Source organism: Streptomyces sp. NPDC052101 (genome assembly GCF_040680235.1).
Taxonomy (GTDB): domain Bacteria; phylum Actinomycetota; class Actinomycetes; order Streptomycetales; family Streptomycetaceae; genus Streptomyces.
Map to the genome: position 1 here is coordinate 40,635 of NZ_JBFAWH010000015.1, position 21,611 is coordinate 62,245.

At 72.3% G+C, this 21,611-nt stretch carries 12 protein-coding genes; 4 read left to right on the forward strand and 8 right to left on the reverse strand.

Annotated features, from left to right (window positions below; all coding sequences use genetic code 11):
• Positions 1 to 3: 3 nt before the first annotated feature.
• The gene (locus tag AB0L75_RS25665; protein WP_365184968.1) at positions 4 to 2,229 is read right to left on the reverse strand and encodes a glycoside hydrolase domain-containing protein; all 2,226 of its coding nucleotides are present in this window, start codon (positions 2,227 to 2,229) and stop codon (positions 4 to 6) included.
• Between the two features lie 526 nt (positions 2,230 to 2,755).
• Here AB0L75_RS25665 and AB0L75_RS25670 point away from each other — a divergent pair.
• The 4 genes from AB0L75_RS25670 (at position 2,756) to AB0L75_RS25685 (ending at position 9,503) form a co-directional block, all read left to right on the forward strand.
• Complete coding sequence (locus AB0L75_RS25670; protein ID WP_365185375.1) at positions 2,756 to 3,433, forward strand: spermidine synthase; 678 nt, start codon at positions 2,756 to 2,758, stop codon at positions 3,431 to 3,433.
• A 113-nt stretch (positions 3,434 to 3,546) separates the two neighbouring features.
• Positions 3,547 to 4,287: a response regulator transcription factor gene (locus tag AB0L75_RS25675; protein ID WP_365184970.1), complete on the forward strand. Its 741-nt coding sequence runs from the start codon at positions 3,547 to 3,549 to the stop codon at positions 4,285 to 4,287.
• Complete coding sequence (locus AB0L75_RS25680) at positions 4,284 to 5,399, forward strand: HAMP domain-containing sensor histidine kinase (protein WP_365184972.1); 1,116 nt, start codon at positions 4,284 to 4,286, stop codon at positions 5,397 to 5,399. The genes AB0L75_RS25675 and AB0L75_RS25680 overlap by 4 nt, the downstream gene beginning before the upstream one ends.
• A 303-nt stretch (positions 5,400 to 5,702) precedes the next feature.
• Positions 5,703 to 9,503 (forward strand): multifunctional oxoglutarate decarboxylase/oxoglutarate dehydrogenase thiamine pyrophosphate-binding subunit/dihydrolipoyllysine-residue succinyltransferase subunit, encoded by a 3,801-nt coding sequence (locus AB0L75_RS25685; RefSeq protein WP_365184975.1) that lies wholly within the window; start codon positions 5,703 to 5,705, stop codon positions 9,501 to 9,503.
• Positions 9,504 to 9,679: 176 nt separating this feature from the next.
• On the opposite strand, the gene fxsT is transcribed toward AB0L75_RS25685, so the two are convergent.
• From fxsT to AB0L75_RS25720, 7 genes are all read right to left on the reverse strand, one after another.
• Positions 9,680 to 12,679: an FxSxx-COOH system tetratricopeptide repeat protein gene (gene fxsT / locus AB0L75_RS25690; protein WP_365184978.1), complete on the reverse strand. Its 3,000-nt coding sequence runs from the start codon at positions 12,677 to 12,679 to the stop codon at positions 9,680 to 9,682.
• A gap of 75 nt (positions 12,680 to 12,754) precedes the next feature.
• Positions 12,755 to 14,032: an HEXXH motif-containing putative peptide modification protein gene (locus tag AB0L75_RS25695; RefSeq protein WP_365184981.1), complete on the reverse strand. Its 1,278-nt coding sequence runs from the start codon at positions 14,030 to 14,032 to the stop codon at positions 12,755 to 12,757.
• Entirely contained in the window at positions 14,029 to 14,307 is a 279-nt protein-coding gene (locus AB0L75_RS25700; protein ID WP_365184983.1) for a hypothetical protein, read from the reverse strand. Before AB0L75_RS25700 ends, AB0L75_RS25695 begins: the two co-directional genes overlap by 4 nt.
• Positions 14,308 to 14,398: 91 nt before the next feature.
• Complete coding sequence (locus tag AB0L75_RS25705; protein ID WP_365184984.1) at positions 14,399 to 17,641, reverse strand: SAV_2336 N-terminal domain-related protein; 3,243 nt, start codon at positions 17,639 to 17,641, stop codon at positions 14,399 to 14,401.
• A gap of 7 nt (positions 17,642 to 17,648) precedes the next feature.
• Complete coding sequence (locus tag AB0L75_RS25710; protein ID WP_365184987.1) at positions 17,649 to 18,668, reverse strand: MoxR family ATPase; 1,020 nt, start codon at positions 18,666 to 18,668, stop codon at positions 17,649 to 17,651.
• Between the two features lie 185 nt (positions 18,669 to 18,853).
• Positions 18,854 to 21,097, reverse strand: coding sequence for a trypsin-like peptidase domain-containing protein (locus AB0L75_RS25715; RefSeq protein WP_365184989.1), 2,244 nt, complete (start codon positions 21,095 to 21,097; stop codon positions 18,854 to 18,856).
• Positions 21,094 to 21,525 carry a CU044_2847 family protein gene (locus tag AB0L75_RS25720; RefSeq protein ID WP_365184990.1) on the reverse strand — a complete coding sequence of 144 codons (432 nt, stop codon included), beginning with the start codon at positions 21,523 to 21,525 and terminating at the stop codon, positions 21,094 to 21,096. The genes AB0L75_RS25715 and AB0L75_RS25720 overlap by 4 nt, the downstream gene beginning before the upstream one ends.
• Between the last annotated feature and the right edge of the window lie 86 nt (positions 21,526 to 21,611).

Below are 21,611 nucleotides of genomic sequence, written 5' to 3' on the forward strand. Positions count from 1 at the left end.
CCTTCAGAGGTTGCGGGAGATGGAGTTGTACTTCTCCATCACGTAGTACAGGCCCAGGCGCTTCTTCGCCTCGGACAGCGCGGGCTCCACGGCGGGCCCCTGGTAGCGGCGCAGCACCTCGTAGATCTCGTAGTCGGTGTAGTCCAGACTCGGCTTGCGCAGCGCCTTGGAGTTGTCGTCGCCACCGGGCTTTCCGTCGATGTCCCACATGTGGATCATGGCGACGCTGGTGAGGGCGAACGCCTCGTCGTCGTGCGCCTTTTTCCACACGTTGTACTTGTCGGCGTCCTTCGACACGTCGCGGTAGGGCTGCCCGGTCACATAGCCCTTGTCCAGGGCCCAGTTCCAGGCTCCGCAGAGGGTCATCGCACGCTGCTTGGCGATGCCGGTCGAGGTGTCCCTGATGTACTTGCCCGTCGTGTTGAACGCCAGGATCACGGCCTCCCAGGCCGCTTCGTCCTCGGGCGTGATGTGCCGCATCTCCCAGTAACAGGAGGTCTGGATCAGCGCCTTGCGCATGTTGTACTTGTTCGACAGCATCGTGATCACGTCGTCGTGGTCGGCCACGGCCGACTGGAAGCACTTCCAGTGCTGGTAGCTGCGCGTTCCGCCGTCCAGCGGGTACCCGAGGGACTCCATGTACTTGCCGACGTCCGTCTGCATCGCGGAGACGACGTCCGCGTCGAGCCGGACGTCGGGCTTGGCGGCGCGGGGCTTGTCGAAGGAGCCCTGGCCGGTGTCGCGCCCGGAGGCGATGTTGTTGTCGATCTCGATCTGCCCGCCACCGGAGCCGAGCTTGCGGGTGACGATCTGGTCGTAGGCCCAGTTCTCCGGCAGCGGGTAGCCGAAGTTCCCGGAGAAGCCGGAGGACATGTCGGACACGAACGACGCCGAGGCGTGCCCGGCTTCAGAGACGCGCGTGCACACGTTGCGCGGCCCGTACACGCCGATCGCGAAACGGTTTCCGTCGTCGGCGATGGCGTCCTGGATCCCCTTGAAGTGGGGCAGGACGCTGTTGGTGACGTCCTGGTCGAGGGCGTCGAAGTCGACGGAGAAGAAGATCCTGGTGCCCGCCTTGAAGCCGTGGTCGAGCGCGGCGTTGACCGCGGCCTGCCCCGCCGCACGCCCGAGCGGATAGCTGAAGTCGTCGGTGCCGCGCCCGTAGGTCTGGTAGATCGGGAAGCAGCGCAGCCCGTTGTCGGCGATCGTCTGGAGTTCGCCGGCCTGGATCGCCTTCTCCGGCAGCGAGGAGACGGACGGATTGGTGAGGTAGCGGCCCACGTACGTGATGCCCTGTGCCTTCAGCGTGGCCGCACGCGCGGGGGTGATCCGGGTCACGCCGTCACAGGCCGCTCCCTGGCGGTCCTGGTCGCCGTAGGAGACGAGAAGCGAGGCCCAGGTGGAGAAGTCGCCCTTGCCGGTGACCGGAAGGTGGGCGAACACCTGGAACTGCTTGACGGCGTCCGACAGCGCGCCGCTGAAGGTCGAGGTGAAGGAGACGGGCCGCTGGTTGAGGACCATGCCCGCGGAGAACAACTGGACCCAGGTGCTGGAGGAGCCGACACCCACGGTGGCCTTCTCCTTCAGACCCGCCTGCGTACCGGGGCCGAAAACGCCGTTTGCGGTGCCGTCCGCCATGCCCATCGTGTACTGGATCGCGTAGAGCATGGACTTGGCGACGTCGCGGGAGTGGTGGCCGTCGCACGGGATGACGAAGAAGTCCTTGCGGTTGACGAACTCGCCGTTGAGCCAGCGCTGCACCGCACGGATGGCGTCCGAGCCGCTGTTGACGGTGACGTACGCGTCCATGTTGAGCAGGCCCTTGAACACCTTCGGTGTCACGTCGCCGCCGGGATAGGCGAAGTCGACGCCCATGTCCTGCTTCAGCTTGATCACCGAGGTGCGGACGCGGTCGTTGTACTTCCCGTCGATCTCGCCGCCGTCGTACCCCTTGCAGTACAGGGCGGACTGGATGATCCGGCAGAAGTTCTCGCTGGGGACGGTGCCGCTGTCGAGGCGCGGATACTTCGACTGCAGCGTGCCGAGCGTCGTCAGGCCGAAGGTGTCCGACAGGGTGGTGATGCCCAGCTCGTACTGGAGGGCCCGGGTCAGGGCGAACATGATGCCCCACCCGGTCTTCCCGTCCTCGGGTATCCGGTCGATGCCCAGCTTGCCCTGGTAGGCGGCGTTCACGAACATCTGGGCTCTGCGTACCATCTCGTCGGCCATGGGGGCGGCTTCTCCTTCACTGGGCGCCGTTCGGCAAGGGGGGAGCAAAGGGCAGGGCAGGGCAGACTTCGGGTGAAGGCCGGAGGAGAGCCGGCGAAGCGCGTGTTCATCGGCGATGAGGAGCGCTTGCCGCGTCCACCTGGGTGAGGGCAGCCCGCGTCAGGGCATGCGCCGACGGCGGCATGAAGGCATGGCTGAGTCCTCCCCCGTGTGCGTCCGGTGGTCTCCGGTCGCTGATCGATGGTTCGGCGGGTTGGTCAGGCCTGCCGGACGGCGCACACCATAGGCAGAAGCCCCATGGCCGGGTAAAGAGCTGTTGAAGCAGCTGACTTGAAAGGAACGGTGCGGCGGGACCGAACCGGAATGTGCTCTCCGGCGGCACAACCAGTGAGGATCCTGTGCCGACCATGTGAAGCAGAAGGTGATCGCAGGCGCGTCAGACGCGCGCGCATGGCCGGATTCCGCTGATGTGTCACGTCGTGGAATTTCCGGTGAAGGTCATGCGGAGTCCGGCCAGAATGGGCCCATGACGGCCATGTCCAACTCCCCCGTGATCCTCGACCGGCGTGACGGACCGCACGGCGAGGTGGTGCTGCGCCGGCACGGAGCGCTGCTGCAGATCATCGCCAACGGATGTTTCCTGATGGACACCTCCGACGGCCGCTCGGAGCGGCTGCTGGTGGACGCCGCGTACGACGCGCTGGACGGGCGGCAGGAGCCGAACGTGCTGATCGGCGGGCTGGGCGTGGGATTCTCACTCGCACATGCCGCGGCGGACGGCAGGTGGGGGCGGATCACCGTGGTCGAGCGGGAGCCGGCCGTGGTCGACTGGCACCGGGACGGGCCGCTGGCGCAGGTGTCCGCCGGGGCGCTCGACGATCCGCGCACCGAGATCGTGGAGGACGATCTCGTAAAGTTCCTCTATGAGACTTCCGACACGTTCGACGCGCTCTGCCTGGATATCGACAATGGCCCCGGATGGACGGTCACGGACGACAATCACACCCTCTACTCACCGGCCGGACTCGCGGCCTGTGCAAAGGTGTTGAGACCCGGCGGGGTGCTCGCGGTGTGGTCCGCCGAGCCCTCTCCGGAATTTGAAGGAACCTTGCGGAATGCCGGGTTCCGTCAGGTGCGTACCGAAGAGGTGCCCGTTGCCCGGGGCGTTCCGGACGCGGTTCACCTCGGCGTCCGACCTGGATAGCGACAGCACGGTGGATCCCCGTAATGTGCTGCCCTGACGCGGATCATTCAAGCGTCAATCGCAGACATGGGATCACCCCACGGGTTCCGGAAAGCAACAAGCAGGGGCGGGCGATGGAGCAGACACACACCTCCCAGAGCGGCGCGGCGACGACCACCCAGGGCGCACAGCGCCGGGTGCTGGTCGTCGAGGACGACCCCACGATCGTCGACGCCATCGCGGCCCGGCTGCGCGCCGAGGGATTTCTCGTGCAGACCGCGTCGGACGGCCCGGCGGCGGTCGACACGGCCGAGGCCTGGCAGCCCGACCTGCTGATCCTCGACATCATGCTGCCGGGCTTCGACGGCCTCGAGGTCTGCCGGCGGGTGCAGGCGCAGCGGCCGGTGCCGGTGCTGATGCTGACCGCGCGCGACGACGAGACGGACATGCTCGTCGGTCTCGGGGTCGGCGCGGACGACTACATGACCAAGCCGTTCTCGATGCGGGAGCTGGCCGCGCGGGTGCATGTGCTGCTGCGCCGGGTGGAGCGGGCGGCGCTGGCCGCCGCCACGCCGCGCTCGGGCATACTGCGCCTCGGCGAGCTGGAGATCGACCACGCGCAGCGCCGCGTGCGGGTGAAGTCCGAGGACGTCCATCTGACGCCCACCGAATTCGATCTGCTGGTGTGCCTGGCGAACACCCCGCGCGCGGTGCTCTCCCGTGAGCAGCTGCTGGCCGAGGTGTGGGACTGGGCGGACGCCTCCGGCACCCGTACGGTCGACAGCCACATCAAGGCACTGCGCCGGAAGATCGGCGCCGAGCGGATCCGCACCGTGCACGGCGTCGGCTACGCGCTGGAGACGCCCACGCCATGACCATCGACGGGCGGCAGGCCGCACGGAGGAGCCCCGGGGAGGATCCCTGGGGCGGCGTTCGCCCGTTCTCGATCAAGACCAAGCTGGGCGCGCTCGTCGTCATCGCGGTGCTGATCACCACCGGACTGTCGATCGTCGCGGTGCACACCAAGACCGAGCTGCGCTTCATCACGGTCTTCTCCATGATCGCCACGCTGCTGATCACACAGTTCGTGGCGCATTCGCTGACCATGCCGCTGGACGAGATGAACGCGGTGGCGCGGTCTATCTCGCAGGGCGACTACACCCGCCGGGTCAGCGAGGGCCGCCGGGACGAGCTGGGTGACCTGGCGCAGACGATCAACGTCATGGCGGACGAGCTGGAGGCCCAGGACCGCCAGCGAAAAGAGCTGGTGGCGAACGTCTCCCATGAGCTGCGCACCCCGATCGCCGGGCTGCGCGCGGTCCTGGAGAACATCGTCGACGGGGTCACCGAGGCCGACCAGGAGACCATGCGGACGGCCCTGAAGCAGACCGAGCGGCTCGGCCGGCTGGTGGAGACCCTGCTGGACCTGTCCCGGCTCGACAACGGCGTCGTACCGCTGAAGATGCGCCGTTTCGAGGTGTGGCCGTATCTCTCGGGCGTGCTGAAGGAGGCCAACATGGTGGCCTCGGCACGCGCGGGCATCGCCTCCGGTTCCGGCAGCCACACGCGCACCGACGTCCATCTGCACCTGGACGTCTCCCCGCCGGAGCTGACCGCGCACGCGGATCCCGAGCGCATCCACCAGGTCGTCGCCAATCTGATCGACAACGCGGTCAAGCACAGCCCGCCGCACGGCCGGGTGACGGTGAAGGCGCGGCGCGGACCGCAGCCGGAGTCGCTGGAGCTGGAGGTCCTGGACGAGGGCCCCGGCATCCCGCGGTCGGAGTGGCACCGGGTCTTCGAGCGGTTCAACCGGGGCGCGGTGACGCGGCCGCACGGTCCGGGCAGCGACGGCGGTACCGGGCTCGGGCTGGCGATCGCCCGCTGGGCGGTGGATCTGCACGGCGGCCGGATCGGTGTGGCCGAATCCGAGCGGGGCTGCCGGATCATCGTCACCCTTCCGGGACTGTCTTCCGTCCCAAGTTGACGTAAAGTTCGCTCCGGAAGCACAAGATCCACGAGCGTCCGCGCCGTAGTCGCGCAGCTGGACACGTGTGATCAGGGGCAGGCCCGGGCGATCCGTGGAAGGACGGCGCTGCGGGCCGGAGTCGGCGCACCCTCTCATCTGCGGAACCACGCTTGTTTCCCGCCATATCAAGCCCTGAAACAAGATTTTCGATGTGACTTACGCGACGATGACCTTGCCCGACCTGACCTTCCCGGCTGTGGAGGCGTAGCCTTTATTCCCGCTGTCCATCACCTTGTGAAGCGGAAGAGGGCGGTTGCCGCCGTGTCGCCACAGTCCCCCAGTAACCCGAGCGTCTCGACCGACGACCAAGCCGGGAAGAACCCCGCTGCCGCGTTCGGTCCGAACGAGTGGCTCGTCGACGAGATCTATCAGCAGTACCTCCAGGACCCGAATTCGGTAGACCGCGCCTGGTGGGACTTCTTCGCCGATTACAAGCCGGGCGCTCCTGCCACCCCGGCTGCGGCGGGTACTGCGGCCGCGGGGGCCGCAGGGACCACCACCACGGCCCCGCCGGCCCAGCCCGCGGCCCCGGCCCCCCAGGCCGCCGCCCCGGCTCCCGTGGCCGCGCCGAAGCCCGCCGCGGCTCCGGCTCCCGCGGCGAAGGCCCCGGCCAAGCCGGCGCAGCCCGCACAGGCGCCCGCTCAGCCGAAGCCGGCGGCCGCCAAGCCCGCCCCGGCCGCCGCGGCCCCGGAGGGCCCGGAGCTGGTCACGCTGCGCGGCCCGGCCGCCGCGGTCGCGAAGAACATGAACGCCTCGCTGGAGCTGCCGACGGCCACCTCGGTCCGCGCGGTCCCGGTGAAGCTGCTGTTCGACAACCGCATCGTCATCAACAACCACCTCAAGCGCGCCCGCGGCGGGAAGATCTCCTTCACGCACCTGATCGGGTACGCGATGGTGCAGGCCATCAAGGCCATGCCGCCGATGAACTACGCGTTCGGCGAGAAGGACGGCAAGCCGACCCTCATCAAGCCGGCCCACGTCAACCTCGGCCTGGCCATCGACCTGGTGAAGCCCAACGGCGACCGCCAGCTCGTCGTGGCCGCCATCAAGAAGGCCGAGACGCTGAACTTCTTCGAGTTCTGGCAGGCCTACGAGGACATCGTCCGCCGCGCCCGTGACGGCAAGCTGACGATGGACGACTTCACCGGTGTCACGGTCTCCCTGACCAACCCCGGCGGCCTCGGCACCGTCCACTCCGTGCCGCGTCTGATGCCCGGCCAGTCCGTGATCATGGGCGTCGGCTCCATGGACTACCCGGCCGAGTTCCAGGGCACCAGCCAGGACACCCTGAACAAGCTCGGTGTCTCCAAGGTCATGACGCTCACGTCGACCTACGACCACCGGGTGATCCAGGGCGCGGCCTCCGGCGAGTTCCTGCGCCAGGTCGCGAACCTGCTGCTGGGCGAGAACGGCTTCTACGACGACATCTTCGAGGCCCTGCGCATCCCCTACGAGCCGGTCCGCTGGCTCAAGGACATCGACGCCTCGCACGACGACGACGTCACCAAGGCCGCCCGCGTCTTCGAGTTGATCCACTCCTACCGGGTCCGCGGCCACGTCATGGCCGACACCGACCCGCTGGAGTACAAGCAGCGCAAGCACCCCGACCTGGACATCACCGAGCACGGGCTCACCCTGTGGGACCTGGAGCGCGACTTCGCGGTCGGCGGCTTCGCCGGCAAGTCGATGATGAAGCTGCGCGACATCCTCGGCGTCCTGCGCGACTCGTACTGCCGCACCACCGGCATCGAGTTCATGCACATCCAGGACCCCAAGCAGCGCAAGTGGATCCAGGACCGGGTGGAGCGCCCGCACTCCAAGATGGAGCGCGAGGAGCAGCTGCGGATCCTGCGCCGGCTGAACGCGGCGGAGGCCTTCGAGACCTTCCTGCAGACGAAGTACGTCGGCCAGAAGCGGTTCTCGCTGGAGGGCGGCGAGTCGGTCATCCCGCTGCTGGACGCGGTGATCGACTCCGCGGCCGAGTCCCGGCTGGACGAGGTCGTCATCGGCATGGCCCACCGTGGCCGGCTGAACGTTCTTGCGAACATCGTCGGCAAGTCGTACGCGCAGATCTTCCGCGAGTTCGAGGGCAACCTCGACCCGAAGTCGATGCACGGCTCCGGCGACGTGAAGTACCACCTGGGCGCCCAGGGCACCTTCACCGGCCTGGACGGCGAGCAGATCACCGTCTCGCTGGCCGCCAACCCGTCCCACCTGGAGACGGTCGACCCGGTCATCGAGGGCATCGCCCGCGCCAAGCAGGACATCATCAACAAGGGCGGCACGGACTTCACGGTCCTGCCGGTCGCGCTGCACGGCGACGCGGCCTTCGCGGGCCAGGGCGTGGTGGCCGAGACCCTGAACATGTCGCAGCTGCGCGGCTACCGCACCGGCGGCACGGTCCACATCGTCATCAACAACCAGGTCGGCTTCACCGCGGCCCCCGAGTCCTCGCGTTCCTCCATGTACGCGACGGACGTGGCCCGCATGATCGAGGCCCCGATCTTCCACGTGAACGGCGACGACCCGGAGGCCGTGGTCCGCGTCGCGCGGCTGGCCTTCGAGTTCCGCCAGGCGTTCAACAAGGACGTGGTGATCGACCTCATCTGCTACCGCCGCCGCGGTCACAACGAGTCGGACAACCCGGCCTTCACCCAGCCGCTGATGTACGACCTGATCGACAAGAAGCGCTCGGTGCGCAAGCTCTACACCGAGTCCCTGATCGGTCGCGGCGACATCACCCTGGAAGAGGCCGAGCAGGCCCTGCAGGACTACCAGGGCCAGCTGGAGAAGGTCTTCACCGAGGTCCGCGAGGCCGTCACGGCCCAGCAGTCCACCGGCCCGGTGGCGGACCCGCAGGCGGACTTCCCGGTCGCCGTGAGCACCGCGATCTCCTCGGAGGTCGTCAAGCGCATCGCCGAGTCCCAGGTCAACATCCCGGACTCGTTCCACGTCCACCCGCGTCTGCTGCCGCAGCTGCAGCGCCGGGCGACGATGGTCGAGGACGGCACGATCGACTGGGGCATGGGCGAAACGCTGGCTGTGGGCTCCCTGCTCCTTGAGGGCATCCCGGTCCGGCTGTCCGGCCAGGACTCCCAGCGCGGCACCTTCGGCCAGCGCCACGCGGTCCTCATCGACCGCGAGACGGGCGAGGAGTACACCCCGCTGCAGTACCTCGCCGAGGAGCAGTCGCGCTACAACGTCTACAACTCCCTGCTGTCCGAGTACGCGGTCATGGGCTTCGAGTACGGCTACTCGCTGGCCCGCCCCGACGCGCTCGTGATGTGGGAGGCGCAGTTCGGTGACTTCGTCAACGGCGCCCAGACGGTGGTCGACGAGTACATCTCGGCGGCCGAGCAGAAGTGGGGCCAGACGAGCGGCGTCACCCTCCTCCTCCCCCACGGCTACGAGGGCCAGGGCCCGGACCACTCCTCGGCCCGTGTCGAGCGGTTCCTCCAGCTCTGCGCGCAGAACAACATGACGGTCGCCATGCCGACCCTGCCGTCGAACTACTTCCACCTCCTGCGGTGGCAGGTGCACAACCCGCACCACAAGCCGCTGGTGGTCTTCACCCCGAAGTCGATGCTGCGCCTGAAGGCCGCCGCGTCGAAGACGGAGGAGTTCACGTCGGGTCAGTTCCGTCCCGTCATCGGGGACGCCACGGTGGACCCGGCCGCGGTCCGCAAGGTCGTCTTCGTGGCCGGCAAGCTGTACTACGACCTGGAGGCCGAGCGTCAGAAGCGCGGCGTCACGGACACGGCGATCATCCGCATCGAGCGGCTGTACCCGCTGCCGGGTGCCGAGCTGCAGGCGGAGATCAAGAAGTACCCGAACGCCGAGAAGTACCTGTGGGCGCAGGAGGAGCCGGCGAACCAGGGTGCCTGGCCGTTCATCGCGCTCAACCTGATCGACCACCTGGACCTGGCGGTCGGCGCGGACGTCCCGCACGGCGAGCGGCTGCGCCGCATCTCGCGCCCGCACGGCTCGTCCCCGGCCGTCGGCTCCGCCAAGCGGCACCAGGCCGAGCAGGAGCAGCTGGTGCGTGAGGTCTTCGAGGCGTAGGCCTCCGGCGGTTCGGCCGAACGTCTGGGCCCGGTACCGAGTTCTCACTCGTACCGGGCCCTTCGCCTACCCAGGGGGTGGTTGAGACCGTTCGCGGCTGCCGGTCCGTCCTGGCCGGTCGCGCAGTTCCCCGCGCCCCCAGGGGGTTGCAGCCGACCGCGCCCGTGATCGTGCCGTCAGCCCAGGTACGCCTCGAAGTCCCAGTAGGGCCGCACCCGTTGGCGGGCCGAGATCGTGTGGGTGTGCTGGGCGCCCAGGGTGCGGGTGAGGGTGAGCAGGGCGTCTTCCTCCAGCTTTCCGGCCTCTTCCTGCTCGTGCACGGCCCGCAGGTCCGCGGCGAGGGCGACCTGGCAGGACAGGGTGAGCGGATGCTCGTGGCCCAGGGTGTGCCGGGCCCGGCGCAGGGTCTCCCGGCTCAGCTCCGTGGCCTCGGTGATCCGGCCGTTGATGTTGCGCGCGGCGGCCGTGTTGAGGGCGCAGCCGAGGACCCAGGGATGGTCGGCGGTGAGGGTGGAGGTGAGCCCGGCCAGCGCGGCCTCCTGCATGGCCAGTGCCTCGGCCCGCTCGCCGGCCACCTGCATGACGAGCGCGGTGTTGGAGAGCATGCCGGTGGCGATGGGGTGGGCGGGGCCGAGCAGGGAACGGTAGCCGGCCTCGGCCTCGTCGATCAGCTCGCGGGCCCGGCTCAGATCCCCGTGCTCGCGCAGATAGTTGCCGTAGGCGGTGAGGAAGGACAGCGTGCGGTAGTGCTCGCGGCCGTGCAGCTGGGCGAGTTGGTCGAGCAGTGTGGCCATGCCGGCGCTGACGTCCTGGCTGGGTCCGCCCTCGCGGCGCCGGCACAGGGCGAGCTGGACGCGGGCCTCCAGGGTCTGCGGGTGCTGTGGGCCGAGTACCTGCACATGGAGGCGGACCAGCGGCTCCTGGCGGGACAGCGCGTCCCGGTACCGGCCCAGCAGTCTGAGGTCGTGCCCGACCGCGCTGCCGGAGTTGAGCGTGCTGATGTGCCGGGCGCGCAGCACGTTCTCCCGCAGGGACAGGGTCTCCAGATCGAGTTCGTAGGCCTCGGCGTAGCGGCCGAGCAGGCGCAGGCCGACGCCGAGGTTGTGCCGGGCGACGAGGGTCGCGGCCTCGTCGGTCCCGAGGAGCCGTTCATGGCCCTCCAGGACCTGCCGCTGCAGGGTGTACGCCTCCTCGTACCGGCCGAGGAAGCGCAGGTCGCCGGAGACGGATCCCTGGGTGATCAGCTCGGCCAGCTCGTCGCGCCGGGGGGCGGACTGCACCCGCTCCAGGAAGCGTCGGTCCAGATCGTAGGCGTCGCGGAACCGGCCGCTGGCCCGCATGATGAAGCTCTCGGTCCGGGTCAGGTCGAGCATGGCCGGCTCCAGCGGGTCCAGGGTGCCCGACCATCGGTCGCGGATCTTCTGGGCCAGTTCGAGGCCGCTGTTGTACTCGCCGCTGCTGCGGCAGTACTGGAGGCAGTTCAGGACGGTGGCCCGGACGCGGGCCTGTCCGCTGCTCAGCGCGCCGGAGGGTTCGAGGTGCGGCAGCAGTTCGGCGTAGCGCGGCCAGTTGCGGCTGTCGGCCGGGTTGCCGGGGTCGGCCTCGGCGAGCAGGGTGCGCACCGCCCGGCGGTGGATGGCCCGGTTCTCCTCGCTGGTCAGCTTGGAGACGATGTCGTGGACGAGCCGGTGCATGTGCACGGACTCCTGGTGCGGGCCCATGTCCGCGCCCAGCGGGCCGCGCGACTCCCGGGTGAGGACGGAGTAGTTGACGAGGGTGTCCAGGGCCCGGGTCCAGGCGGGCAGGTCGGTGGCCATCCAGCGCAGTTCCTCGGGGAGGTCCGTCTGCGGGTAGGCGCGGATCAGGCCGAGCGGGATGCGTCCCGGGGCGAAAGAGGTGCACAGGCCGAGGACGTCGATGGCCTGGGGCTGGGAGCGGCGCAGCCGGTTGAGCAGTATCGACCAGGAGGTCATGGAGGACTGCGGGAAGCCCTCGCCGGTGGCGGGCTCGTCGACGGTGGACAGCCGGCGTTCGCGCACCATCCGCAGGTACTCGGGCACCTCCATGTGGGACTCGCCGAGCCAGGAGGCGGCCTGCACCAGGGGCAGCGGTACGTCGCCGAACTCGGCGGCGACCTCGTCCGCCTCGGTCGCGGTGATGTGCGGGGCGCGGCGCATGAGGTAGCCGGTGGACTCGGCGCGCAGGAAGGCCGGTACCTCCAGGACGTCGGTGTACTCGCTCCAGGCCCGGTTGCGGGAGGTGACCAGGACATGGCCGGGGCCCTGCGGGAGCAGGGTGTTGATGCCCTCGGAGTCGTCCCAGCCGTCGAAGATGATCAGCCAGTTGGCGTACGGCTCGCCCCGGCGCAGCGCGTCGCGGACGGCGCGGATGCGTTCGCCGGGCTCGCTGCCGATGGGCAGGCCGAGTTCCACGGCGAGTTCGCCGAAGCGGTCGCGCTGGATGTTGCGGTCGTCGGAGTTGACCCACCAGACCAGGTCGTAGTCGGTGCTGAAGCGGTGCGCGAACTCGGCGGCCAGCTGGGTCTTGCCGATGCCGGACATGCCGAGCAGGGTGCAGGCGGAGGCGCCGCGCTCGGCGTCGGACAGCCGCTGGTGGATCTCGCCCAGCAGATCGTCGCGGCCGGTGAAGCGCGGGTTGCGGCGGGGGACCTCGCCCCAGACGTCGGAGCGGTTCTCCGGGTAGCGGACCCGGCCGCCGGGGAGGCTGCGGGGGGTGCGCCGGCGGTCCAGGCCGAGCCGGCTGAGCAGGCGTTCCTCGGCGGCCTCCTCGCTGAGCGCCCAGAGGCTGGCCGGTTCGAGGACGGCGGTGGCCGGCAGCAGCGGACGGTTGGTGAGGTTGACGGCGGCGAAGCGGTCGGCGTGGTGGGCGACGAAACCGCGCAGGACGTCGTTCCATTCACCCGCCGCGCGGGGGCCCAGCTCGAAGAACCAGTCGTTGAGCACCAGCAGCACCCGGCCGCTGGACAGCAGCAGATCGCCGAGCGAGTCCTCCAGCGGTACCTCGCGTGGCGGGTCCCAGCGTTGCAGGGTGGCCCGGTGGCCGTGGCGTTCGAGGGTCTGCGCGATCCACGCCGCCCATGAGCGGTGGTAACCGGGGAAGACCACCAGGAAGTGCTGTGCCGCACCGTCCGTGTCCGACCGCCGCTGTTCCGCCATCGCCGCTCCTGTTCCCGTGCCCGACCTCCGGACGAGCGCCCGCCTAACCTAGCGCAACCCACCATGTACGAGCTGTCACCCCGGGCTTCGGGCCGCCACGCCGAGACTCGCGTGGTGCCGTTCCATCTCCTGGACGAACTCCCGCCCCGCACAGGTCAGTTCATCGGATTCTCGGAGGATGGACAAGGCTTGGCCCACCTGATCCCAGCGGGTGTCGAACAGACGCTCGGCGCGATCGCGCCAGCCGTGGCCGAGCCGGGGCCCGTTCCCGGCCCGGCGCCACAGGTCGGCGAGGGCGAGGTGGGCGTAGACGCCCTGGAGCACGCCGGGCACCGGACGCGGGTCGGGGCGCCAGCCCACCCGGTACCGGGCGCCGCCCGGCCGGTACAGCGGGACCAGTTCGTGCAGGGTGGCCAGTTTGGTGTGCTGGGTCTCGTGGACCAGGGTCTCGGCCAGGTCGCCCGCGTCCTCGGGCAGCTGGCTGAGCAGCGCGCCGGGGGCGGCGCGCAGGGTGGCGCTCATCACGGGGCCGCCCGGACGCCCGGACGGTGCGAGGGGGACCACCGCACGCAGCACGGATCCGGTCTCCGCGGCCCGGGCGGGATCGGCCTCCGTCAGCAGCGCCCGCGCGGCGCGCCAGCGCGCGGCCCACGCGGCGGGCGTGGAGTGCGGTCGCCGGGCGGCGGGCAGGGCCGCGGGTCCGATGCCGTGCGCGGGCACCCGGTAGGGGTCGAGGTCGTCGAGGAGTACGGCGCTGCCGGGCAGCGTGCGCAGGCCGAGCCAGCCGGTGCCGCCGCGGGCCGGCCGGCGGGCGCCCGCCGCGGGGCGGGTGAGCAGCACCTCGGCGGCGCCGGCGGCGTCCGTGATGCGCATCAGTCCGGGCCGGCCGCCGAGCAGGGCGCGGCCGGAGGGGCAGCTCAGCACGCCGAGCCCCGGCAGCACCAGGCGGCCCGAGGGCGCCGGACGTTCCCCCCGGGCCGGACAGCCCGCGCGCACGGCGGCGGCCAGGGCCAGTCCGGTGAGGTAGGGCAACTGCCCGGCCAGGTCCGGGCCTTCGCCGGCGGCGAGGACCGCGCCGAGCCAGGCGCCGGTCATGGGGTAGTCGACGAGGTCGCGGACGGCCGCCGGGTCGGTCCGCTCCGCCCGCTCCAGCAGCACCCAGTCGGCCTCGAAGCGGGTCCGGACGGACGGCGCGAGCGAGGGCCGCGCCCGTTCGGCCGTCACCAGGACGGCCTTCAGGAGCAGCATGCGACGCGCGTGGAGTGCGGCACGCAGTGCCGCGGTGCCCGCGGGCGCGGGCCGGGTCGTCGCGAGTTCCCGGATGGCCCCGGCGGAGACCGGCGCCGGGGTCATCCCCGGTCGTCCTCACCGGGGTCGCGCGCGGCCACTTGGGCCAAAAACGTACGGTCGCCGGGCGGGGGCCGGTGCTTCCCGGTGCCCTCCTCGCCGACGTACCAGACCTCGCCGAACTCCCGGGCCCGACCCAGGACGTCACCCACCGCCGTCATGAGGCCCGGATCGTCCATGGCACGCAATGTCCGCAGGTCGATGTCGGTGAGGCCGGACAGGAGTGCGGTCCGTTCGCGGTCCGCACCGGGACCGGCCGCTCCTTTCCTCTGCTCCGCCACCCTCGGCTCCTCCCTGCCGGTACCCGCCCCGCACGGCCACAGCGGCTGCCCAGTTCTTCCCGACGCAAGGGAGGAGGAAACACCGAATCGATCAACTCCGGTCACAATCGGACCAGTTGGACCATTCCTCGGTCCATGGATACCAAGGGGGCGCAAGCCGGCCCCATTCCGCCTCCGGCATCCCCCGTACGTCATCCCACCGCACCCCCTCCGCGCCGAGGACCGTCTCCGCCCGCCTGGTCTCCTCGACGTCCGCCCAGTCCACCTCCCGCAGCGCCCCGGACAGCCGCTGCCACTGCTCCCGGGCCGCCCGGTAGGCGCCCCGCGCCGCCCCCGGCCGCCCCAGCAGGGCCAGCACCGTGCCACTGCCGTGCCAGGCCCTGGCCGCGGTCACCGAGCCGGGCTCGCCGCCGTGCGCGGCCAGCGCCTCCCGCTCGGCACTCTCGTAGGCCTGCAGCGCCTCCATCAGCCCCGGCGCCCCCGCGCGGTACCAGCCCTCCAGCCGCACCCGCCCCAACTGCAGCCACACCTCGGCGCGTACGGCCGCGTCGGCGGCGGCACGCAGGGCCTGGCCGAGCAGATGACGGCTCTCGAACAGATCCGGCAGGAAGCCGAGATGGCGGAACCGCTGGGCGAGCGCGCTGCCGACCAGCCCCTGCAGCCGGCCGCGCTGGGCCGAACGCGCCGGCAGCACCTTCAGCGCCTCGCGCAGCACATACTCGGCGCGGTCCACGATCCCCGCGCCGTCCCCCGCCGAGGCCCGGCGCAGCAGCGACTCGCCCCAGGCGGTCAGCAGCCGGCAGCGCAGGGCGCTGTCGGCGGGGGCGAGCAGCACGGCCCGCTCGTAGTGCGCGTCGGCCCGGCGGCTGTGCCCGGTCTCGTCGTGGAACGCGGCCAGCGCGGCCAGGACGGGCAGCAGCAGGGCGGGATCGTCCCCGGCGGCCTGCTCGGCCCGCTCCAGCGCCCGGCGCGTCTCGGCGTCGTCCGCCCCGGCGGCCCGCAGCGCCCGCGCCAGATCGAGCGCCGCGGAAGCCCGCATGGCATCGGTGGCCTCTTCGAGGTCCAACAGGGCGCAGCCTTCCGTCAGTTCGGGCGCGGCGGCAGCGGCACGCCGCAGCTCCAGCAGGATCCGGCCACGCAGCAGCAGCCGGGCCCGATGCGCACCGACGGCCCAGGGCACCCCTGCGCTGTCCGGCCCGCTGTCGTGCCGCTGCCGCGACCGGGCCCACGCGCGTGCGCCGCCGGCCGGGCCCGGCCAGGGAGCACGGTCCGGATCGAGCACCTCCAGCGCGGCCGTGAGCTGGCCGGCCTCGGCCGTCGACTGCCACAACTCCCGGCGAACGGAGGCGAGTTCAAGGGCCGACTCGGCGTGTTCGCGGCTGTCGGCGGCGGCCGCCGCGTGGGCGGCGGCGAGTTCGGTGACGGCCGCGCGCAGCAGCTCCTCGCGCCGGCCCGCCGTGCGCACGGCCGCCGTACCCGCTTCGGCCCGCAGCACCCGGCCGAGCAGCAGCCGGGCCGGCCCGGCGGTCCCCTCGCCGGCCTCGGCGGCCGCCGTACGGGCGAGGTCGCGGGCCCGCCGCAGCACCTCGGGGTCGCCGTGGCGCCGCCACTCCTCGAACAGCCGGCCGGCCTCGGTGAGCGGGTCGCGGGCCGGGTTCTCGGGCTGGTAGAAGCGCAGCACACGGGCCGGGACCCGGGCGAACAGCTCGGCCTCGGCGCTGCCGCCCTCGCCCTGCGCCCCGCTGTCCTCGGGCAGCGGCCCCGTGCCGCCGTCCGGGTCGCGGTCGGTGAGCCGGGCGGCGGCGAGCGCGGCGAAGTTCCGGGTGCCCCGGCCGAAGTGCCGCTCCACATAGGCCGAGCAGTGCTTCAGGACGAGCCCTGCGGTGTCCTGGTCGAGGGAGGCCAGCAGCAGGTCCTGCACCCGGCCCGGATAGGCGAAGCAGGGCTGGTCGGCGGTGCCGGGCAGCTGGGTCAGCAGGCCGCCGAGCAGCACCTCGGCCAGCTCCATGGGCCCGGTGTCGGGCAGCATGGCCCGCTGCACGAGCTGCATCACGGGCAGCGTGAGCGGGGCCGCGGCGAGATAGACCGCGAGCCGCAGCGCACCCGGCGAGGCTCCGGCGCGAAACGCGCGCAGCAGGTCGTCGTCGCCGGACGGGCCCGCGGCGGCCGGGGCGGGCGGCGGGGCCGTACCGGGGCCGGTGAGCGCGGCCCAGGCGCGCTCGCTGGTGGGGCCGGTGCCCGCGAGCAGGCGGGCGAAGGCGCCGAAGGCGTCCGGGGTGGGCTGCAGCACGGGCACCGGCCGGGCGTCCGCGGCGGGTTCCTCCCAGGGCTCGTCGTCGGGGACGAAGGCCAGCCGTCCGCCGGTCTCGGCGCCGCGCACCAGCACTCCGGGTTCGGCGGGCAGCGCGGTACGGCCCCACAGGCGCGGCGGCAGCGGCTGGACGACGGCGAGCGGGGCGCCGCGTGGCCATGCGTGCAGCAGCCGCTGGGCGCTGCCGTTCTGCCAGAGCGGGCCCACGCAGTCGCTGATGACGAAGGTGATCCGGCGGCCGGTGGGGTCGTGCAGCTCGTCGGCCGGGCGCAGCCGGGTGTGCCGGCCGGGACCGGCGGTCGTACCGACGAGCGGGATGCCGGACGCCCCGGCGGACCCGGCGTCTCCAGCCTCTCCGTACAGATGGTGGACGCGGACGGAGGCGAACGCGCCGGACTGCTGGCAGGCCTGGCGCAGCTCCTCCACCATCCGCCCCCAGACGGCCATCGCGGGGCCGGTGTCCATCAGGAGCTGGACGTCGCAGCGCCGGCGGCGGCCGGGCCGGGTGACGGGGAGCAGGATGCCGCTGGCGGCGGCGCGGTCGGCGGTGGCCTCCTCGTCGATCCGCTCGTCCCGGCCGCGGGGCGCGGCCGAGTGGTAGCGGCCCAGCGCGCGCAGCGCCTTCTCCAGGCCGAGCAGCCCGGGCAGCGCACCGGCGGCGGGGGCGCGGACCGGGAACGCGGCGGAGCCGCCCTCGGCGGACGGGCGCCCGGAATCGGGGCTCACGGTGCGCGTGTGCAGCAGAACGGGCGGGGCGGAGGGCTCCGGGTGCGGCGGGAGGGTGCCTGCCGGGGCGTCCGGCGGGGCGGCGGGGGCGGGCGGCTGCGGCGCCGGGGAGCCGGCTGCGGACGGGCGGACGGACGCGGTTCCGGCTCCGGCCGCGGACGGCCCGGGGGCGTCGCGCGCCGGGCCCGCGCCGAGCCGCCGGGCCAGCCAGAGCGCGTCCGCCACGTCCTCGGCCGTGAGGTCGAGCCCGCCCTGGCGCAGCTTGCCGATCAGCTCGTCCAGACCCATGCCGGCCATCCGGCCATCACCTCGTACGGTCGAGCGGCTGCATGAGCATCTCGGCGATGCGCTCCCGGGTGAGGCTCTGCGCGCGCGGGTCGTGCCGGGTGAGGAAGAGGGCGTTGAGCAGCTGGTCCGCGGCGAGGACCTCGCCCGGGTCGCGCGCCAGGAACCGCCGGATCAGCTCGGTTCCCGCGGCGACGCCCTCCGGGCCCAGATGCGCCTCGACCATGGCGGTGAGCTGCTCCTCGCCGGGCGCCTCCAGCTCCAGCTGGACGCAGCGGCGCAGCAGCGGGGCGGGGAAGTCGCGTTCGCCGTTGGAGGTCAGGACGATCACCGGGAAGGCGGTGCAGGCGATCCGTCCGCCGCGTACGGCCACCCGCTCGCCGTCGTCCGTGAGCACCTCCACGAGGGGCTCGCGGTCGGCCAGCCGCTCCAGCTCGGGAATCGAGAACTCGCCCTCTTCCAGGGTGTTGAGCAGGTCGTTGGGCAGGTCGAGGTCGCTCTTGTCGAGTTCGTCGATGAGCAGGACGCGCGGCTCGGCGGCGGGCAGCAGCGCGGTGCCGAGCGGCCCCAGCCGGATGTACGAGCCGATCCCCGAGGCGCCCGCCCCGCCCTCCGTCCCACCCCGGGCGCGCTCCAGCTGGACGTCCTGGAGGCGGCCTATCGCGTCGTAGCGGTACAGGCCGTCCTGGAGCGCGGTACGGCTGACGATCGGCCAGCGCAGCACCCGGCCGAGGCCCAGTTCATGGGCGATCGCGTAGGCCAGGGTCGACTTCCCGGTGCCCGGGTTGCCGGTCACCAGCAGCGGGCGGCGCAGATAGAGGGCCGCGTTGACGGCGTCGACCTCGGCGGGCCGGGGCGCATAGCTCTCGACCAGCCGACGGCGCACACCGAGCCGGCGGGCGCTGCTCGGGTCCTCCGGGCCCGCCTCTTCCCCGCTCTCCCGGGACGCCGCGAAGTCACGCCAGGGCGGCGGCGCCGGCAACCGCCGTACGCCGTCGTGCGGCTGACCCACTCCGCGGTAGATCCGCCAGTCGTTCACCTTGGGCTCCTCCCGGCTCTGGTGATCATGCAGCGGGTCCCGGTCGTCCGGCCTACGAGGCTACCGCCAGCGGGCCGTGCCTGCCGAGCTTCAGGGCGTGAGGCGTTCACTTCCGGCCTGGCGAACGCCCTTACGGATCAAGGAGGTTGACGAGGTGTCCGGACCCGGCCGGCCCGGACGCCGGGTCAGCCGCCCGGCGCGGCCGGCGGCGGCCGCATCGCCTCCGCGCCGAGCGGCGGCCGGTCCGGCGGGTCGAACAGCACGGCGAGCTGCCCGCGCAGTCCGTGCGCTCGGGCGGTGTCCGGGTCGGCGAGGCGGATCCGGAGATCACGCACCGGGCCGTGCAGCCCGCTCGCCTGCCCGGCGGCCTCGAGCAGGCCGGCGGCCTGCCGGTGGAACGCCGCGCACTCCTCGTGATCGTGTCCGTCCCTGCGCCACAGCACCACCGAATGCCCGGCCCGCAACGCGTCTTTCATCGCGGCCAGCCCCTCTCCGCTGCCGACGGGTCCGCAGTAGACCGGTACGCAGGCGTCGTCCATCCCGGACAGGGCGCCGTAGTACGGAAAGCGGCCGCCGGGGCGGGCGCCGGGCGGATGCCCCTCGACCGCCGGCCGCCCGTGCAGTGTCCCGGGCGTCAACGGGCCGCGCCGCACGCCCTTCCAGCGCCGCCGCCACTCCGGGGAGGGCGGCAGGCCGCCCCGCCGTCCGTCCCGGACCACGACGGTCCGCCGCATGCCGAGCGGCAGGGCCCGCTCGTCCACGAAGTCGTCCTCGTCGTCCTCGTCGTCGCCCACGTAGGGGCCGCGGTCGTGCTCGCCGGGTCCGCCGCCGGGCGGCTCGGGCAGCAGCTGCCACTCGTCCACCGGCAGATCGAACAGCCTGCGGGGCAGGAACACCTCGATCGCGGCCAGATGCTCGCCGTGGTCGCCCTGGCTCAGCGCCCGCGCCAGCGGCTCGCGCAGCACCCGCACCAGCTCGTCGGCGCGCACGCCCCGGTCGTCCGCGGCGACCGGGGTGATGTCCCGGCCGTCGTAGATCAGCTGCACGCTCCAGGGGTAACGGCCGTCGTACATGGCCGCGCCGACCTTGACCAGGACGTCGGTGCGGGCCGTGGGGGCCGGGGCGGACGGCGCGGAGGGACGCGGCCCGGCCTCGCCGCCCGCACCGCCCTCGCCACCCGTGCCGCCTTCGGTACTCCCGGCACCCGGTGGACCCTGGGGGCTGTCGATGCCTTCGACCAGTGCGCGGATGGCCTCGCCGACCGCCCAGTTCCGGTGCCCGGCGGCCTGCCCGGCGATCCAGGCGGTGAACGCGCCCAGCCGCGCCGCATCCACCTCGTCCGCGTGCTCCCGGGCTGTCCTGCGAGCCACCTTCGCCGCGTACAGCAGGACGGCGTCCAGATCGACCAGCGTGCCGCCGCCGCCCGGCTGCAGCGTGCGCAGCCCGCACAGCAGCCCGGCGCCCTCGCGCCAGGTCCGCGCGTGCGGCAGCACCAGCGACAACAGGCGCTCGCCGCGCACCTGTTCCTTCACGTCCTCCACCAGATGGACGACCTCGCCCGCACCGGCCGGCGGCGGCAGCTGCGCGAGGTGGCCGTAGAGCCGGGTGCGCAGTTCCACCCCGATCCCGGAGACCGAGGGCGCCTGCCCGGGCAGTTCGGCCTGGAAGGAGGTCCAGTCGGGGTACGGCGGGACGGCGGAGGGGGCCGCGGAGGCGTCGTCGAGGCGGCGCTGATGGTGCAGGTCGTGTGCGCGTAGTACCTCGCGCACCGTCGCGCCCCCGCCCCCGTCCCGCAGGTCGAGGAGTTCGTACAGCGCGGTGACCGGGACGGCGACACCGTCCTCCGCGCCCCGCCCCTTGATCACGCCGATGACGGATCCGTGCCGCAGGTCTAGCACCGGGCCACCGGACAGCCCGCCGACCGGCAGGTTCCCGGCGAGCAGCAGGGCCCGGGCGTCGGCGCCGACGAGTTCTCCGTCGCCGTGCCGGATGCCCAGCTCGCCCGTCCGCACGGACCAGCCGTAGAGCCCGACCGGGGTCCGGGGGCCCGCTTCTCGGTCGGCGAGCCACAGGCAGGGCACGTCGTCGGCGCCGCTGACCCGGACGAGCGCGAGATCCGGGAACGGCCAGCGGCCCGGCACCGCCCGCGCGGCCTCGGGGCGGGGGGCGAGGAGCCGGGCGGTGCCGGTGCCGGTGCGTTCCGCCCAGCCGCCGGCGGAGGCGCGCTCCAGCCAGGTCACGCTCATGGCGCTCTCCCCTCGGCACACCGCGGCGCCGCCCATGCCCACGACATGGGCACAGGTCAGCAGCCAGCCCGGGGCTACGAAGAAGCCCGATCCCCAGTACGGGTCACGGTCCGTTGCATACCCGTCACCCGGTGCGCCGATGCGTGCGAGCGAGGGGCGCACCATCAGGGCGAAGGCGCTCATACGGCGCCGGAGGCGGGCGACCGCGGCGGTACGCCCCCCGCGCCGGGTGCCGCGGGATCCGCACCGCCGGCGGTGGTGGCCGGCTCGGTCCAGGTCAGGGACACGGTGAGGGAGGACTTGCCGCCACCCTCCGCGATGGCGCTCACGATCTTGCCGGCCTGCGCCGTCAGTTCGATCCCGAAGCTGACGGAGACCTCGACGGAGGCCGGTGTGTCCAGACCGGCGCGCAGGGAGCGCACGACCCCGCCGACCGTGCCGGCCAGCCCGCCGGCCATGTCGATGACCCGCTCCCCGAGCCCGGTGTCCTGGTACCCCTCGTCGTATCCCCCGCCGTACCCCCCGTACAGCGCGCCCTCGTCGGCCGCACCGACCCTGGCCCAGACGACGGTCCCGTCGTCCAGCCGTATCCGCTCGACTCCGCCAGCCATGACGTCCCCGTTCGCCGATGGGAGGAGAAGGCTAACTCCCGGGGAAAGGGAGGGGGAGGGGCAAGAAGGGATACGGCCGATGATCG

What these genes read in the sequence shown, in the direction of transcription:
- AB0L75_RS25680 (WP_365184972.1), top strand. Translation starts at nt 4,284, where the DNA reads ATGACCATCGACGGGCGGCAGGCCGCACGGAGGAGCCCCGGGGAGGAT.
- AB0L75_RS25720 (WP_365184990.1), bottom strand. Translation starts at nt 21,525, where the DNA reads ATGGCTGGCGGAGTCGAGCGGATACGGCTGGACGACGGGACCGTCGTC.
- fxsT (WP_365184978.1), bottom strand. Translation starts at nt 12,679, where the DNA reads ATGGCGGAACAGCGGCGGTCGGACACGGACGGTGCGGCACAGCACTTC.
- AB0L75_RS25665 (WP_365184968.1), bottom strand. Translation starts at nt 2,229, where the DNA reads ATGGCCGACGAGATGGTACGCAGAGCCCAGATGTTCGTGAACGCCGCC.
- AB0L75_RS25675 (WP_365184970.1), top strand. Translation starts at nt 3,547, where the DNA reads ATGGAGCAGACACACACCTCCCAGAGCGGCGCGGCGACGACCACCCAG.
- AB0L75_RS25695 (WP_365184981.1), bottom strand. Translation starts at nt 14,032, where the DNA reads ATGACCCCGGCGCCGGTCTCCGCCGGGGCCATCCGGGAACTCGCGACG.
- AB0L75_RS25705 (WP_365184984.1), bottom strand. Translation starts at nt 17,641, where the DNA reads ATGGCCGGCATGGGTCTGGACGAGCTGATCGGCAAGCTGCGCCAGGGC.
- AB0L75_RS25670 (WP_365185375.1), top strand. Translation starts at nt 2,756, where the DNA reads ATGACGGCCATGTCCAACTCCCCCGTGATCCTCGACCGGCGTGACGGA.
- AB0L75_RS25715 (WP_365184989.1), bottom strand. Translation starts at nt 21,097, where the DNA reads ATGAGCGCCTTCGCCCTGATGGTGCGCCCCTCGCTCGCACGCATCGGC.